The following is a 13839-nucleotide window of genomic DNA, read 5'->3' as shown; positions in this document are numbered from 1 at the left end:
CCAGCCGGAACCGGCGAGGAGAGGCATTCCGGTAGTCGTGCTCGGACTTCATGCCCCAGCTGTAGGCGGCCCGGATGTAGCTGCGGACGTGGTCGGCCATGGACCGGACGCCGCGCTCGAAGATCGGCCGCAGCACTTCGGTCACCTCGTCCGGCTCGATCTCGCGGGCCGGGCGGTGCCGGCCGAGCAAATCAGCGACCTTGTTGAGCCCCTTCTCGGTCTCCTTCCAGGAGGGCTTCCCGGCCTCCTTCAGCGCGGCAGCATAAGCTTCGAATAGATCGGCGACCGTGCCGGGGCGGGTGTCGGTGGCGATCTTGATGCTCCGGCCCTTCTGGATGGGGCCGGCGTAGTCCCGCTTGAACACCTCACGGGCCTCAGCCAGCGACATGGACGGATAGTCGCCGAGCTTGGCTTTGATCCGCCTGCCGTCGCGCCACTGCTGGGCCATCCATTCGGCGAGCACCCGCTTCGGCATGCGCCGGAGGACGAGCACCAGGCGGCCGACGCCGCGGCCCTCGCCATCAGGGAGGGACTTCTGCTTGCCGGTCGACTCGACGTCCTTGATCGCGCGCCGGATCGCACCGTCGGTGAGGCTGCCCATCGAAAGCTCCCGAGTCGTTGAGGGCGGTTGACGTTCGCGGACTGGGGTCGGAATGCCGTCCGATCCCCTAATTACCGCCCCCAGTTTGCCGCAGCGCGACGGAACTCTTCAAGGCAGAAAAGTGAAGTGTCTCAATGGGTTTTAGCGTGATCGAACGTGATCAATCCGATCCAAGTAGGATGGTTGTGGACTAAAATCAGCGCGCTGGCGCCGAGCTCCAGCGCCCGCCGCGCCACCTCGCGCGGATAGACCGGCGCCTGGTCGACCGTGCCCTGGGCCGAGGCGTCGTCGGCCAAAAGCGCGTTCTTGCGGTCGAGATAGAGGATCCGCACCTGCTCGGTGCCGCCGAACTTCATGGCGACGCCGAGATAGTCCAGCAGCGCCTGCCAGGAGCCGAGGACGGGGCGGTCGGTCACCTGCTCCTTCAGCAGCCGCTCGGCCGCGGCCTGCACCACCTTCAGCAGGGCGACGCTGATGTCGCTCAGGCCGCCGCGCTGGGCCAGCTGCGTCGGCGTCGCCGCCAGCACCGCGCCCAGGCTGCCGAAGGTGGCGATCAGCTGCTTGGCCAGGGGCTTGGTGTCGCGCCGCGGGATCGCCGCGAACAGCAGCAGCTCGAGGATCTCGTAGTCGGCGAGCGCGCCGGCGCCGGCGGTCAGGAAGCGCTGCCGCAACCGGTCGCGATGGCCGGTGTAGGTGGGAACCGGGTCCGTCGCGTCCGGCGCTTCGGTCACGGCGCCCCCGACTACGAAAGGGAATAGGGCGGCTGGGTGTGGCCGGCGGGGGACAGGGTGAAGATCTCCACCCCGTCCTTGGTGACGCCGACCGTGTGCTCGAACTGGGCCGACAGGCTGCGGTCGCGGGTCACCGCGGTCCAGCCGTCGGACAGGATCTTCACCGCCCAGTGGCCGGCATTGATCATCGGCTCGATGGTGAAGATCATGCCTTCGCGCAGCGCCAGCCCGTCGCCGCGCCGGCCGTAATGCAGGATGCTGGGCGGGGCGTGGAAGACCTTGCCGACGCCGTGGCCGCAGAAGTCGCGCACCACCGAGAAGCGGTGGCCCTCGGCATAGCTCTGGATGGCGTGGCCGATATCGCCCAGCGTGGCGCCCGGCTTGACCGCGGCGATGCCGCGCATCATCGCCTCATAGGTCACCTCGATCAGCCGCTTGGCCTTGACCGCGACCTTGTCGCCGGCGACGTACATCCGGCTCGAATCCCCGTACCAGCCATCCAGGATCGGGGTGACGTCGATGTTCAGGATGTCGCCGTTCTCCAGCGTCCGGTCGCCCGGGATGCCGTGGCAGACGACATGGTTCAGCGAGATACAGCTCGATTTCGGATAGCCGCGATAGCCCAGCGTCGCCGGCACCGCACCATGGTCGCGCATGAAGCCGTCGCACAGCCGGTCCAGCTCGTCGGTGGTGACGCCGGGGCGCACATGCGGGGCGATGAAGTCGAGGGTCTCGGCGGCCAGCCGGCCGGCCCGCCGCATCGCCGCGAACTCGGCCTCGCCATGCAGGGGGATATGGCCTTCCTCGCGGGTCTGGGGTTCCACCTCGGTCACACTTTCTGTCCTGTCTCGCATCGCCTCTAGCCTATAGCACCGCCGCCGCGCGGTCGCCACCCGGCGGCATATGGGGGCGACTCGGCGGAACGCCGAGGGCCGGCGCCGCAGGACCGGCATGCAGGCCGCCGGGGTGTCGCGGCCGGCTTGACTCTCATTTATAACCAAACGATCATTTATAAACTCAACGAGCCGAGGAGGAGACGATGCCGCTGCCGCTGCCGCTGGACGGAAAGATCGCCCTGGTCGCGGGCGCAACCCGCGGGTGCGGGCGGGGGATCGCGGTGGAGCTGGGGGCGGCCGGCGCCACCGTCTACGTCACCGGGCGCAGCATCCGCGGCCAGCCCTCGGAATACCAGCGACCGGAGACGATCGAGGAGACGGCGGAGCTGGTCTCGGCCGCCGGCGGTCGCGGCATCGCCGTGCAGACCGACCATCTGGTGCCGGAGCAGGTCGAGCGCCTGATCGCCCGCATCGGGGAGGAGCAGGGGCGTCTCGACATCCTGATCAATGACCTCTGGGGCGGCGAGACATTGTTCGAATGGAACAAGTCGGTGTGGGAGCATGACCTGCAGAAGGGTCTGCGGTTGCTCCAGCTCGGCGTGCACAGCCACTTGATCACGGCGCATTACGCCCTGCCGCTCCTGATCCGGCACCCGGGCGGCCTGCTGGTCGAGGTCACCGACGGCACCGCCGAATACAATGCCGACCACTACCGGCTGTCGCCCTTCTACGACCTCGCCAAGGTGTCGGTGAACCGGATGGGCTGGGCTCATGCCAAGGATCTGGCGCCATACGGCGCCACCTCGGTGTCGCTGACCCCGGGCTGGATGCGGTCGGAAATGATGCTGGAGGCCTACCAGGTCACCGAGGCGAACTGGCAGGACGCGACCAGGATCCAGCCGCATTTCATCATCTCGGAGACGCCGCGCTTCACCGGCCGCGCCGTGGCGGCGCTGGCGGCCGATCCCGACCGGGCGCGCTGGAACGGCCAGTCCCTATCCAGCGGCCAACTGGCCCGGGTCTACGGCTTCACCGATCTCGACGGGTCGCAGCCCGACGCCTGGCGCTACATCGTCGAGGTGCAGGATCCGGGCAAGCCGGCCGACGCCACCGGCTATCGCTAGCGTTTTCCGCCTGTCTCGCGGCCCGTCCAGGCGATAGCATCGCCCGGACTTAAGCCCGGGGCAGGACCATGACCGACACGCGCATCGTGACCGCCGCCGTTCTGGTGATCGGCGACGAGATCCTTTCCGGCCGCACCAAGGACGCCAATATGGCCTTCCTGGCCGAACGGCTGACCGAGCTCGGCATCCGCCTGTGCGAGGCGCGGGTGGTGCCGGACGTGCCGGAGGAGATCGTGGCGGCGGTCAATGCGCTGCGGGCGCGCTACGACCACGTCTTCACCACCGGCGGCATCGGCCCGACCCATGACGACATCACCGCCGAATGCGTCGCGCAGGCCTTCGGCGTGCCCCTGCTGCGCCACCCCGAGGCGGTGCGGCGGCTGGAAGCGCATTACGAGGCCGGCCAGCTGAACGAGGCGCGGCTGCGCATGGCGAATGTGCCGGAGGGCGGCTTGCTGATCGACAACCCGGTCAGCGCCGCCCCTGGCTTCCGCATCGGCAATGTCTACGTCATGGCCGGGGTGCCGCGGATCATGCAGGCGATGTTCGACGGCATCGCCCCGACGCTCGCCGGCGGTGACAAGGTGCTCAGCCGCACCGTGGCCTGCGACCTGGGCGAGGGGGTGATCGCCGCCGGGCTCGGCGCCATCGCCGCCATCTATCCGGAGCTGTCGATCGGCAGCTACCCGTATTTCCGCGCCGGCAGGTTCGGCACCAGCCTGGTGCTGCGCGGCACCGATGCCGGGCGGCTGTCTACCGCCACCGAGGCGGTGCGTTCCCTGGTGGTTTCGCTCGGCGGCACCGCCGGCCCCGAGCCGGAGCTGGAGAAGAGCGAGTAGGCCAGGCCGATCAAGAGCGCGATGCCGAGCCAGAGGGCGGCGTAGAACAGGCCGTGGCCGCCCCAGCCGCCGCGGCGCAGCACGGCCGGCGCCACCAGGATCAGGGCGGCGACCAGCCAGGCCAGGCGGATCCAGTCGAAATCGTCCATGCCCGGACAATGGGGACCGATGCGCCCGCCGGCAAGCCGCATTCGGCTTGCGCGGCGGCCGGGGCCGGGCGATAGAGGCCCGGTGCGGACGTGGTGGAACCGGTAGACACAGCAGACTTAAAATCTGCGTCCCTCGGGAGTGCGGGTTCGAGTCCCGCCGTCCGCACCAAGCTTGTCGACCTTCTGGCTCCTGACCGAGCTCGATCCGGCTGATCCCGCCCTGATGTCGGTCCCGCGACTCAGCGCGCCGGCCGCTGCGGGCTCAGCCATGTTCCGGCGCACCGGTGACCCGCCAGATCACGTCGCCCACGTCGTCCGCCACCAGCAGTGAGCCGTCCGGGCCGATGGTGACCCCCACCGGCCGACCATAGGAAACGCGCTCGTCAGGTGCCAGGAAGCCGGTCAGGATGTCGCGCACAGGCCCGGCGGGGCGTCCGTTCTGGAATGGCACGAAGACGACCTTGTAGCCGCTCAACGTGCTGCGGTTCCAGGAGCCGTGCTGTCCGATCGCCATGCCATCGGGGAAGCCGGGCAGCGTGCCGGCCGGAAGCCAGCACAGGCCCAGCGACGCGGTGTGCCCGCCCAATGCGAAATCCGGGGTGATGGCCGATGCGACCAGCGCCGGGTCCTGGGGCACCCGATCGTCCACGATCCTGTCCCAATAGCAATAGGGCCAGCCGTAGAAGCCGCCGTCGCGCACCGACGTCAGATAGTCGGGAGGCGTCTCGTCACCCAACCCGTCGCGCTCATTGACCACCGTCCAGAGAGCCCCCGTCGTCGGCTCCCACGCCATGCCGACAGGATTGCGCAGGCCGGAGGCGAAGATGCGGTCCCTGCCGCTCTCGAGGTCCAGCTCGTGGATGGCGGCCCGACCCTCCTCTGCCGCCAACCCGTGGTCTCCGATATTGCTGAGCGAGCCGACACCGATATAGAGCTTCCGTCCGTCGGGGCTCGCCAGCAGGCTGCGCGTCCAGTGCCCGCCGGGCTTCAGCTCGTTCAACTTCCGCCCCGCTGCGCCGATGCGGGTGTCTCCGGGTGTGTACGGAAACGCCACCACGCCGTCGGTGTTGCCGACATACAGCGTGTCGCCGAGCTGCGCCATGCCGAACGGCTGGTTCAGCCCGTCGAGGAACACCTCGCGGGTCTCGGCGACGCCGTCACCGTCGGCATCGCGCAGCAGCGTGATGCGGTTCGGGCTTATCCCCACCGCGGCAGCACGCTTCATCGTGCTGTACATGGCGTAGTCGAAGACGGAGCTGATGCCCCCCGGCGTACTCAGGGCCTCGGCCACCAGCACGTCGCCATTCGACAGGACATGGATCCAGCGCGGATGCTTCAGCCCGGCTGCAAAGGCGTTCACCTGGAGGCCCGGCGCGGCGATCGGCGTCTGCCCCGCAATCCATCCCTTTGCGGTCGGCATCTTCAGCGTCGGAATGCTGCCCTGGGGCTTCGCCGGCGGGATCGCCGGCGCGCTGCCGAAGGCCGGCGCCTTCGGGCCGTCGTGCCGGTGCCGCAAATGGATCGCTCCGGCGCCGACCAGCGCGACGACCCGGGCAAAGATGGCGGACAAGCTCATTTCGTTCCTCGACCTGGGTGAACACGAGCGACACGAAGCGCCTCAAGGTTGGTACGACGATCTGTCAGGTTGCATGCACGCCGTGAAGGCCGTCTGCGGAGACGGCGGGATCGAAGGTAGGCAGAACGGAAGATGGGCGAAAGACCATTGGCTTCGAGCCGGACGCTCAAAAGATCCGGCTGATTGACATCCGTATCATATCGCACGGCGACCGCCAGCGTTCGCTCCAGGCAATCCGCGTCAAATCCGCGAGGCTGCAACCGTGCGGGCGTCGAGGCTTGTTGGCCACGCTGGCCTGGGTTGGCACGGATGCGCGCTCGAGAGGGGCCCGGCAGAGCCCTGGGCGCCACCGGTTTCTTTCGGGGCGTGGGTTGACTTTCCCACCCGCCAGACCGTTCCATGGGCGTCATGACATCGCGATTGCCGATCCGCCTCGCCGTCCTCTTCGCCCTGGTGGTGCCGGCCGGTGCCGTCACGCCGCTGCCGGCTGCCGCGCAATGGCTCGGGCCCTATCTCGACTCCCAACGCTACGACAACCTCCGGCGTCACCAGCAACGTCTGCAACAGCAGAGGCGCGCGCAGCAGCGCCAGACGGACCAGACCCTGACGGCGCATCAGCGCGCCTGCGCCCAGCGCTACCGCAGCTACAACCCGGCGACCGACACCTACACCGTCCGCCCCGGTGTCACCGCCCGCTGCCCGCTGTAGCGCCCCCGGCCGCCCCCGTGCGGAGTGGCGCCGCGCCGATGCATGGCAGCCGCAGCTGTTCCGGTGCCGCTCAATCCCGCCGCGCCGCCTGCAGCTCGATCCTGCAGGCCACTTCCGAGCCGCATCCGGTACACCGCAACGCCATCTCGATCCGGAACAGCCGGGCATCGCCGCCGAACCGCTGGGTCAGCCGCCGCCGGTCCAGCTCCCGCCGCCGATGGCACTTCCCGCACTTCGCCACGATGCCGGTGCCGGATGAGATGTCGGACAGCCGGAGGCCGATCTCCCAGTTGTTCTGAACGCGGTCTCGCACCTGGGTCGTCAGCCGCCCTTTCCCGCGTCCCCGAAGAGGCGCCGTTCCGCGGCCTCGATGCCTGTCCGCAGCAGCGCGGTGAGCTCATCCTCGTCCAGGCCCAGCTCCCGCGCGCCCCAGATCACCTCCTCGCGCCGAGCCCGGATCGCCGCGCCGGCGAGACGATGCGGACCGGCCGGCTGCAGCGCAGCCCGGACATCGGCGCCGAAAAGACCCCTGCGATGCTTCATGGCGGCCTCCTGCCCGGATCGATCGGATGTTCCCTAAATGTTCTATACCTTCGGGTGTGGAGAGTCGAGTCGTCGGTCGTGGGGCGGCGCTGGGCACCGGCGCCGGCGGCGGTTTGTCCAGAATGGCGGACATCGCCGTCCTGATCCGGCTGGCGGGCAAGGGGCACCGTGGCCAGGCTCTCCGTCGAAGCCTCCACGAGCCGGTGACCCGCGATGCTCCCGATCTCGTTCCAGCTCTACTCAGCCCACCATTTTCCGCTGCTGGAGGCCCAACTCGACTAACCGCCCGGGCGCGTCGGCCGTACGGGAGCCCGTCGCCCCCGCCAGACCCGACGAAGCCGGGACCACGCGATCAGTTGATCGGCGCCACGGCGGTGCCGCCCGCCTCGGCGCAGGCCTGGGCCGGCTTGGCCAGGGTCAGGGTGCCGACCCGGCAGATCACGGCACCGCCCGCGGCCGCGACCGGGGTGCCGGATGCGGCCGGATGGGCGACGGCGGGGGCCGCCACCAGGGTGGGGCCGGCCATCGGCTCCAGGGTCATGGTCAGGGTCGGCTGGTACTTGTTCAACGCGCCGGTGGCGTAGTCGACCAGCCCGAGATCGAGCGTCAGCGCACCGGCGACGCCCCAGCCGCTGGCCTCGGACACCAGCGTCACCGACTTGTCGCGATAGCCCGGCGACGTGCAGGTGAAGATGATGTCGTTCCGGCTCTTATCGACCTTGTAGATGTGCGAGACCGGATCATAGGTCCCGGTCGGCGCGCCCTTCCGCATGCCGCTGCACGAGGCGACGGCAGGCGTGACGTCGAGCCGGATCTCCTGGCTGGTCCCTTCGGTGATCGAGGCGCAGCCGCACAGGCCGAGGACCGCCAGCGCGGCCGCTGAAAATGACTTCATCGAAAGAGTTCCTAAAATGCCCCCAAACTCCTGTGAGAAAAGCAGCGCCTGACAAAAAGCGCAAGGGGTGACCGCTTCTGCTCCTCGGTCCCGCCGCCCGCGAACGGACGGCCGCAGCAGGCACCCGATCGTCGCAGGGGTGGCATGCCGCCATCACAACCGTGCATTGGCCGGCCCGGCCGGGGGCGCGCATCCCTGTCGCCAGGGGCGCGGTCAAGCTGGCGACAGGGAATGAAGAACCGGAGGATTTTCCAGCTTTCCAATCCGGGCATCAACGAATCGGCAGGCGAGCTTCAGACCCTGGCGCCCCTTACTCCCCGGCTCCGGGGGCCGCCCTCCACGGGGCGGCTCCCGGGGCTCGCGAGGCGCCTAGAAGAACCGGTTCTTCGGCCGCGGCAGTCCCAGATGGTCGCGCAGTGTCGTGCCCTCGTATTCCTTGCGGAACAGGCCGCGTCGCTGCAGCTCCGGCACCACCCGGTCGACGAAGTCGTCGAGGCCGCCGGGCAAATATGGGAACATCACGTTGAACCCGTCCGAGCCCCGGGTCTCCAGCCATTCCTCCATCTCGTCGGCGATCGTCTCCGGCGTGCCGATGAAGGCCAGGCCGGCATAGCCGCCCAGGCGCTGGGCCAGCTGGCGCACGGTCAGACCCTCGCGCTCGGCCAGCTCCAGCACCCGCTCGCGGCCGCTCTTGCTGGCATTGGTCTCCGGGATCGGCGGCAGCTTCGCGTCCGGGTCGAAGCGCGAGGCGTCGGTGCCCAGCGCGATCGACAGGGACGCGATGGCGCTCTCGTAATGCACCAGGCTGTCCAGCTTCGCCCGCTTGGCCCGCGCCTCCTCGACCGTGTCGCCGACCACGACGAAGGCGCCGGGCAGGATCTTCAGGTGGTCGCGGTCGCGGCCGATCGCCTCCATCCGGCCCTTCACATCGGCGTAGAAGCGCTGCCCGGCAGCGAGGGTCGATCCGGCGGCGAACACCATCTCCGCCGTCTCCGCCGCCAGCTGCCGCCCGGAATCCGAGGCGCCGGCCTGCACGATCACCGGCCAGCCCTGCGGCGGCCGGGCGATGTTCAGCGGTCCGCGCACCGACAGATGCGGCCCCTTGTGGTCCAGCACATGCAGCTTCTCGGGGTCGAAGTAGAGCCCGCTCTCGACGTCGCGGAGGAAGGCGTCGTCGGCCCAGCTGTCCCACAGCCCGGTGACCACGTCGTAGAACTCGCGGGCGCGGTCGTAGCGCTCGCCATGCTCCATATGCTCGTCCAGGCCGAAGTTCAGCGCCGCGTCCGGGTTCGAGGTGGTGACGATGTTCCAGCCGGCGCGGCCGCCGCTGATGTGGTCCAGCGAGGCGAAGCGCCGGGCGATGTGGTAGGGCGCGTCGAAGGTGGTCGAGGCGGTGGCCACCAGCCCGATCCGCTCGGTCGCGCCGGCCAGGGCCGACAGCAGGGTGAACGGCTCGAAGGAGGTCACCGTGTGGCTGCGCTTCAGCGCCTCCACCGGCATGTTCAGCACGGCCAGGTGGTCGGCCATGAAGAAGGCGTCGAAGCGGCCGCGCTCCAGCGTCTGGGCGAAGCGCTTGAGGTGGCCGAAGTTGAAGTTGGCGTCCGGGTAGGCGCCGGGATAGCGCCAAGCGCCGGTGTGGATGCTGACGGGGCGCATGAAGGCGCCGAGATGCAGCTGGCGATCGCGACTCAAGGGTCACCTCTCGCCCGGTCAGGGCGGGTTGCGGGCATGTCCTCGGCGGCGTTCCCCCATTCTCGCCGGGACGGGCGGCCCGCGCAACGGGATGCGCATCGACCTGCGGATGGGCTAGGGCGGCGGGCGGAGCCAAGCCATCACCGACCGCGCGACGCCCAAGCCCAAAAAGATCAGGGGCACCACCAGGACCAGTGCCACTTCGGCGACCAGCGCGCCCGCAGTCCCCCTGACGGCCAATACCAGGAGCGGATGATCCGAAGGGCGGATCACCGCCAGGCTGAACACCCCCCACGCCAGCGCCGCCGCGATCGTGACGAGCCTGATGGCCCAGCGCGTCGGCTTGAAGATCACGGTGAGGAGGCAGGCGGCCAGGACCAGCGGATTTTTCACCGTGGTCAGGAAGTGCAGGAGGATCTCATGGGCCGTCATCACGCCGATCCTCTCCCAAGTCGGTCGACCGGTCGAACGAAAGACGCGGCGGCAAGCGGCCCCAGTTCGGCGAAGCTGTAGCCGAACCCCCAGGGCTGTCGAGACCCGTCGCAAAGGGATGAAGCCGGAGCGGCGAGAGGAGACGCAAACTGTGCCCGTGAGGCACCTGAATCCGGTAGCCTCGAGGAAAAGGACGAAGGATGCGATGACCTGGGTTCATGTGGACAGCGCCGCGCTCGGCGACAGCGTGCTCGACCTCTATGAGCGCGACGGCGTCTATATGATCCGGGTCGATGGCTGGGAGCTGATGAACGGCGCGTATCACGAGTCGGAGGACCGGCTCGGCGAGCTCGCGGCCCGGCTGGCGCGCAGCCCCGATCCCGACATCCTGGTCGGCGGCCTCGGCCTCGGCTTCACCCTGGCCAGCCTGCACCGGCATCTCGGCGGCGCCGGGCGGGTCACCGTGGCCGAGCTGTCCGAGGCGGTGATCCGCTGGTTCGAGCGCTACACCAGGCCGCGAACGCTCGACGACCACCCCGCCAGGATCCGGCATGGCGACGTCCTCGCTGTGGCGGCCGAAGGCCCCACCTTCGATGTGATCCTGCTCGATGTCGACAACGGGCCGGAGCCGCTCTCCGCTGCCGGGAACGCAGCTCTCTACGGGGCGGACGGCCTCGGCACTTTGCGCCGGGCGCTCAAGGCCGACGGGATCCTGATGGTCTGGTCCGCCTTCGAGGATCCGGCGTTCGTCGACCGGGCCCGGTCCGCCGGCTTCTCGCCCGCATCGCTGCCGGTGTTCCGGCCGGGTCGGGCGGAGCCGTTCCATCTCGTCTATGTGCTGTCGGCGTCGCCGTTCCTGCCGGGCGAGCTGGACCGGTTCGGGCTGCAGCGGCTGTAGGCTCTGCTGGACCGCCCTGCCCCCGGCGTGTACACGCTGGATGCTAGTCGTGCCTGCTGGCCGGAGGGTTTCCTTGCCGTTCCTGAGACTTGTGTCCGCCGCAGCCGCCCTGCTGCTGCTCGCCGCCTGCGCCGAGCCGCAGACGACCGACAGCATCACCGCGGCGGCCCGGGAACGCTTCGGGGAGAGGATCGCCCCCTACCAGGACCACCCGTCGGCCCAGATGGTCGCCGATCTCGGCCCGCCCGACCGCGACACTCCCACCAAGGAAGGCGGCCGCAAGCTGGTGTGGGAGCGGCACGACAGCAAGACCATCGACGACCAGGTCCTGCCGATCGTCTGCACCGTCACGGCGCTGACCAACAGCGACGACATGGTGTTCTTCGTCCTGGCCGGCGGCAACACGGTCTATTGCTCCGAGGTCTTCGCCGCCAACCCGTCCTGACGCCGGAACCGGCTGCGTGAGGCCAGCCCACCGGTGCGGCCCCATTGCAGCAGGGCGACCAGCCCGGCGAGCGCCAGCGCCGGCAGGTAAACCCAAAAATGCCCCGGCCGGTCGGCCGGCTTCAGCACCGCGGTGACGTCGTAGCCGGCGTCGAGGCCGATGCGGCGGGCATAGGAGCCGAAGCCGACATCGGTGATCGTCACGCCGTCGCCCAGGGCGCTGACTCCCAGCCCGGCCGCGCGCAGGCGCTTGGCCGGGTCGGGCTGCGGGTCGCCGAGCGGCAGGCTGATGGTCTTGCGCACCTCCTCGCCCTCGATCGACAGACCCTCCACCACGAAGGTCAGGCGATGATCGGCCGGCGCCGCCGCGACCTCGGCCAGGAAGGTGGCGGGGGCCTGGGACACTGTGGACGCATAGAAGCGGTCGAGCCACCAGTCCGGCCGGAACAGGGCGAAGCAGGCGACCAGCAGCAGCGCGCTTTCCCACAGCCGCGACCGGGTCACGAAATAGCCCATGGTGGCGGCGGAGAAGAGCAGGACCGCGGCGAAGGTGACGGTGACGATGGCGGCGAGGTCGGTCCAGCCCTCGACTCCGATCAGCAGCATCCCCGGGTTGAACACGAAGACGAAGGGCAGCACCGCCGTCCGCAGCGAATAGAGCGCGCCCTGGAACCCGGTCTTGATCGGGTCCTCGCGCGAGATCGCGGCGGCGGCGAAGGCGGCCAGGCCGACCGGCGGGGTGATGTCGGCCATGATGCCGAAATAGAACACGAACAGATGGACCGCGATCAGCGGGATGGCGAGGCCGGCCTGGGCGCCGAGCTCGACCACCACCGGGGCCATCAACGTCGCCACCAGGATGTAGTTCGCGGTGGTCGGGATGCCCATGCCCAGCACCAGGCTGATCGCGGCGATCAGCGCCAGCATGATCATCACGTTGCCGCCTGACACGGCCTCGACCAGTTCGGTCATCATCAGGCCCAGCCCGGTCAGGGTGATGGTGCCGACGATGATGCCGGCCGTGGCCGTGGCGATGCCGATGCCGATCATGTTGCGGGCGCCGAGGCCCAGCCCGTCGACCAGCTCGGCCAGCGACCGGCGCGCCGCCCGCGGCAGATCCTGCCGGCGGAACAGGGCCAGCAGCGGCCCGCGGGTGGCAAGGATGCCGATGATGCTGGCGGTGGCCCAGAAGGCGGACAGGCCGGGCGACATCTGCTCCACCATCAGGCACCACAGCAGCACCACCAGCGGGATCAGGAAGTCGAGGCCGGTGCGGGTGACGTCCCAGGCCCGCGGCAGGTGCAGCAGCGGCGTGTTCGGGTCGTCGATGGCGAGATCGGGGAAGCGCGCGGCATAGGCCAGGCTGGCGCCGTAGAGCGCGAGCCCGGCCAGCGCCAGGACCCAGGCGGCGGCGCTGCCGAACGCCGCCTGTGCGCCGAGGATGCCGTAATAGAGCAGGGCGACCGCGACGACGGTGCCGCTGAGGCCGAGGCCGGTGCGCAGCAGCCGGCTCCGTAGCGCTGTGCGCTCGCGCGGGATCGGCTTGCTGCCGATCTTCAGTGCCTCGAGATGGACGATGTAGAGCAGCGCGACATAGGAGGCGATGGCCGGCAGCAGGGCGTGCTTGACGATCTCGGAATAGGGGATGCCGACATACTCGACCATCAGGAAGGCGGCGGCGCCCATCACCGGCGGCATGATCTGGCCGTTGATCGAGGACGCGGCCTCGATCGCCCCGGCCTTCACGCCCGACAGGCCGGTGCGCTTCATCAGCGGGATGGTGAAGATGCCGCCGGACACGACGTTGGAGACGGATGAGCCGGAGACCACGCCGTTCAGCGCCGAGGACACCACCGCGACCTTGGCCGGCCCGCCGCGCAGATGGCCCAGCAGGGCGATCGAGATCTGCATCATCCAGTTGCCCGCCCCGGCCTTGTCCAGCAGGGTGCCGAACAGCACGAACAGGAAGACGAAGCTGGTCGAGACGCCGAGCGCGATGCCGAAGATGCCCTCGGTGGTCAGCCACTGGTGCTGCAGGAACTTGGTCAGCGAGGCGCCCTTGTGCTGCACCACCTCGGGCATCCAGGGGCCGGCGAAGGTGAACAGCATGAAGACGACGGCGACGCCGACCATCGGCAGGCCCAGCGCCCGCCGCGTCGCCTCCAGCAGCAGCAGGACGCCGGCGCCGGCGGTGACCAGGTCGAGCGTCGTCGGCTGGCCCGGGCGCTGCGCCAGCTCGCGGTAGAACAGGAACAGATAGGCGCCGGCGAAGGCCCCCGCGGCGGCCAGGACCCAGTCGATCGCCGGCACCCCGTCGCGCCGCGGCCGGGCGCAGGCGGGGTAGGCGGGGAAGGCCAGGGACACGGCGGAG

At 69.5% G+C, this 13839-nt stretch carries 15 protein-coding genes and 1 tRNA gene; 6 read left to right on the top strand and 10 right to left on the bottom strand.

The genetic code is table 11. The features are described from left to right. From AAHM41_RS33950 to map, 3 genes are all read right to left on the bottom strand, one after another. A partial coding sequence (locus AAHM41_RS33950; protein ID WP_342241056.1) for an Arm DNA-binding domain-containing protein occupies positions 1-601 on the bottom strand: 601 nt, incomplete at its 3' end. A 131-nt stretch (positions 602-732) separates the two neighbouring features. Continuing rightward, positions 733-1332 (bottom strand): JAB domain-containing protein, encoded by a 600-nt coding sequence (locus AAHM41_RS33945; RefSeq protein WP_342241055.1) that lies wholly within the window; start codon positions 1330-1332, stop codon positions 733-735. 11 nt (positions 1333-1343) lie between these two features. Continuing rightward, positions 1344-2156 carry a type I methionyl aminopeptidase gene (map, locus tag AAHM41_RS33940; protein WP_446719505.1) on the bottom strand — a complete coding sequence of 271 codons (813 nt, stop codon included), beginning with the start codon at positions 2154-2156 and terminating at the stop codon, positions 1344-1346. 215 nt (positions 2157-2371) lie between these two features. Here map and AAHM41_RS33935 point away from each other — a divergent pair, with 215 nt between their 5' ends. From AAHM41_RS33935 to AAHM41_RS33925, 3 genes are all read left to right on the top strand, one after another. Then, positions 2372-3292, top strand: coding sequence for an SDR family oxidoreductase (locus tag AAHM41_RS33935; RefSeq protein WP_342241054.1), 921 nt, complete (start codon positions 2372-2374; stop codon positions 3290-3292). Positions 3293-3360: 68 nt separating this feature from the next. Next, a complete protein-coding gene (locus AAHM41_RS33930; RefSeq protein ID WP_342241053.1) occupies positions 3361-4131 on the top strand; it encodes a competence/damage-inducible protein A in 771 nt (256 codons plus the stop codon). Between the two features lie 233 nt (positions 4132-4364). Next, positions 4365-4449: transfer RNA gene (locus AAHM41_RS33925), tRNA-Leu, on the top strand. Between the two features lie 93 nt (positions 4450-4542). On the opposite strand, the gene AAHM41_RS33920 is transcribed toward AAHM41_RS33925, so the two are convergent. Next, entirely contained in the window at positions 4543-5856 is a 1314-nt protein-coding gene (locus tag AAHM41_RS33920; protein ID WP_342241052.1) for a PQQ-dependent sugar dehydrogenase, read from the bottom strand. 408 nt (positions 5857-6264) lie between these two features. Between AAHM41_RS33920 and AAHM41_RS33915 the strand changes: the two genes are divergently transcribed. Then, positions 6265-6564, top strand: coding sequence for a BA14K family protein (locus AAHM41_RS33915; protein ID WP_342241051.1), 300 nt, complete (start codon positions 6265-6267; stop codon positions 6562-6564). Positions 6565-6634: 70 nt separating this feature from the next. Here the strand turns inward: AAHM41_RS33915 and AAHM41_RS33910 are convergent, their stop codons facing one another. From AAHM41_RS33910 to AAHM41_RS33890, 5 genes are all read right to left on the bottom strand, one after another. Continuing rightward, positions 6635-6877: a hypothetical protein gene (locus tag AAHM41_RS33910; RefSeq protein ID WP_342241050.1), complete on the bottom strand. Its 243-nt coding sequence runs from the start codon at positions 6875-6877 to the stop codon at positions 6635-6637. 8 nt (positions 6878-6885) lie between these two features. Next, complete coding sequence (locus tag AAHM41_RS33905; protein WP_342241049.1) at positions 6886-7107, bottom strand: hypothetical protein; 222 nt, start codon at positions 7105-7107, stop codon at positions 6886-6888. Between the two features lie 352 nt (positions 7108-7459). After that, positions 7460-8002, bottom strand: a complete 543-nt coding sequence (locus AAHM41_RS33900; RefSeq protein ID WP_342241048.1) for a hypothetical protein — start codon at positions 8000-8002, stop codon at positions 7460-7462. 369 nt (positions 8003-8371) lie between these two features. Next, positions 8372-9694 (bottom strand): LLM class flavin-dependent oxidoreductase, encoded by a 1323-nt coding sequence (locus AAHM41_RS33895; protein WP_342241047.1) that lies wholly within the window; start codon positions 9692-9694, stop codon positions 8372-8374. A 114-nt stretch (positions 9695-9808) separates the two neighbouring features. Beyond that, a complete protein-coding gene (locus AAHM41_RS33890; protein WP_342241046.1) occupies positions 9809-10126 on the bottom strand; it encodes a hypothetical protein in 318 nt (105 codons plus the stop codon). 205 nt (positions 10127-10331) lie between these two features. Between AAHM41_RS33890 and AAHM41_RS33885 the strand changes: the two genes are divergently transcribed. Together AAHM41_RS33885 and AAHM41_RS33880 are read left to right on the top strand one after the other, a co-directional pair. Then, the gene (locus AAHM41_RS33885) at positions 10332-11024 is read left to right on the top strand and encodes a spermidine synthase (RefSeq protein ID WP_342241045.1); all 693 of its coding nucleotides are present in this window, start codon (positions 10332-10334) and stop codon (positions 11022-11024) included. A gap of 73 nt (positions 11025-11097) precedes the next feature. Continuing rightward, positions 11098-11469 (top strand): hypothetical protein, encoded by a 372-nt coding sequence (locus AAHM41_RS33880; protein WP_342241044.1) that lies wholly within the window; start codon positions 11098-11100, stop codon positions 11467-11469. Here the strand turns inward: AAHM41_RS33880 and AAHM41_RS33875 are convergent. After that, positions 11433-13839, bottom strand: a 2407-nt coding sequence (locus AAHM41_RS33875) for a TRAP transporter permease (RefSeq protein ID WP_342241043.1), incomplete at its 5' end; no start/stop codon positions are given. The genes AAHM41_RS33880 and AAHM41_RS33875 overlap by 37 nt on opposite strands.

Source organism: Inquilinus sp. OTU3971 (assembly GCF_038440215.1).
The sequence above is the reverse complement of the archived record's forward strand: the minus strand, read 5'-3'. Positions and strand labels throughout refer to the sequence as shown.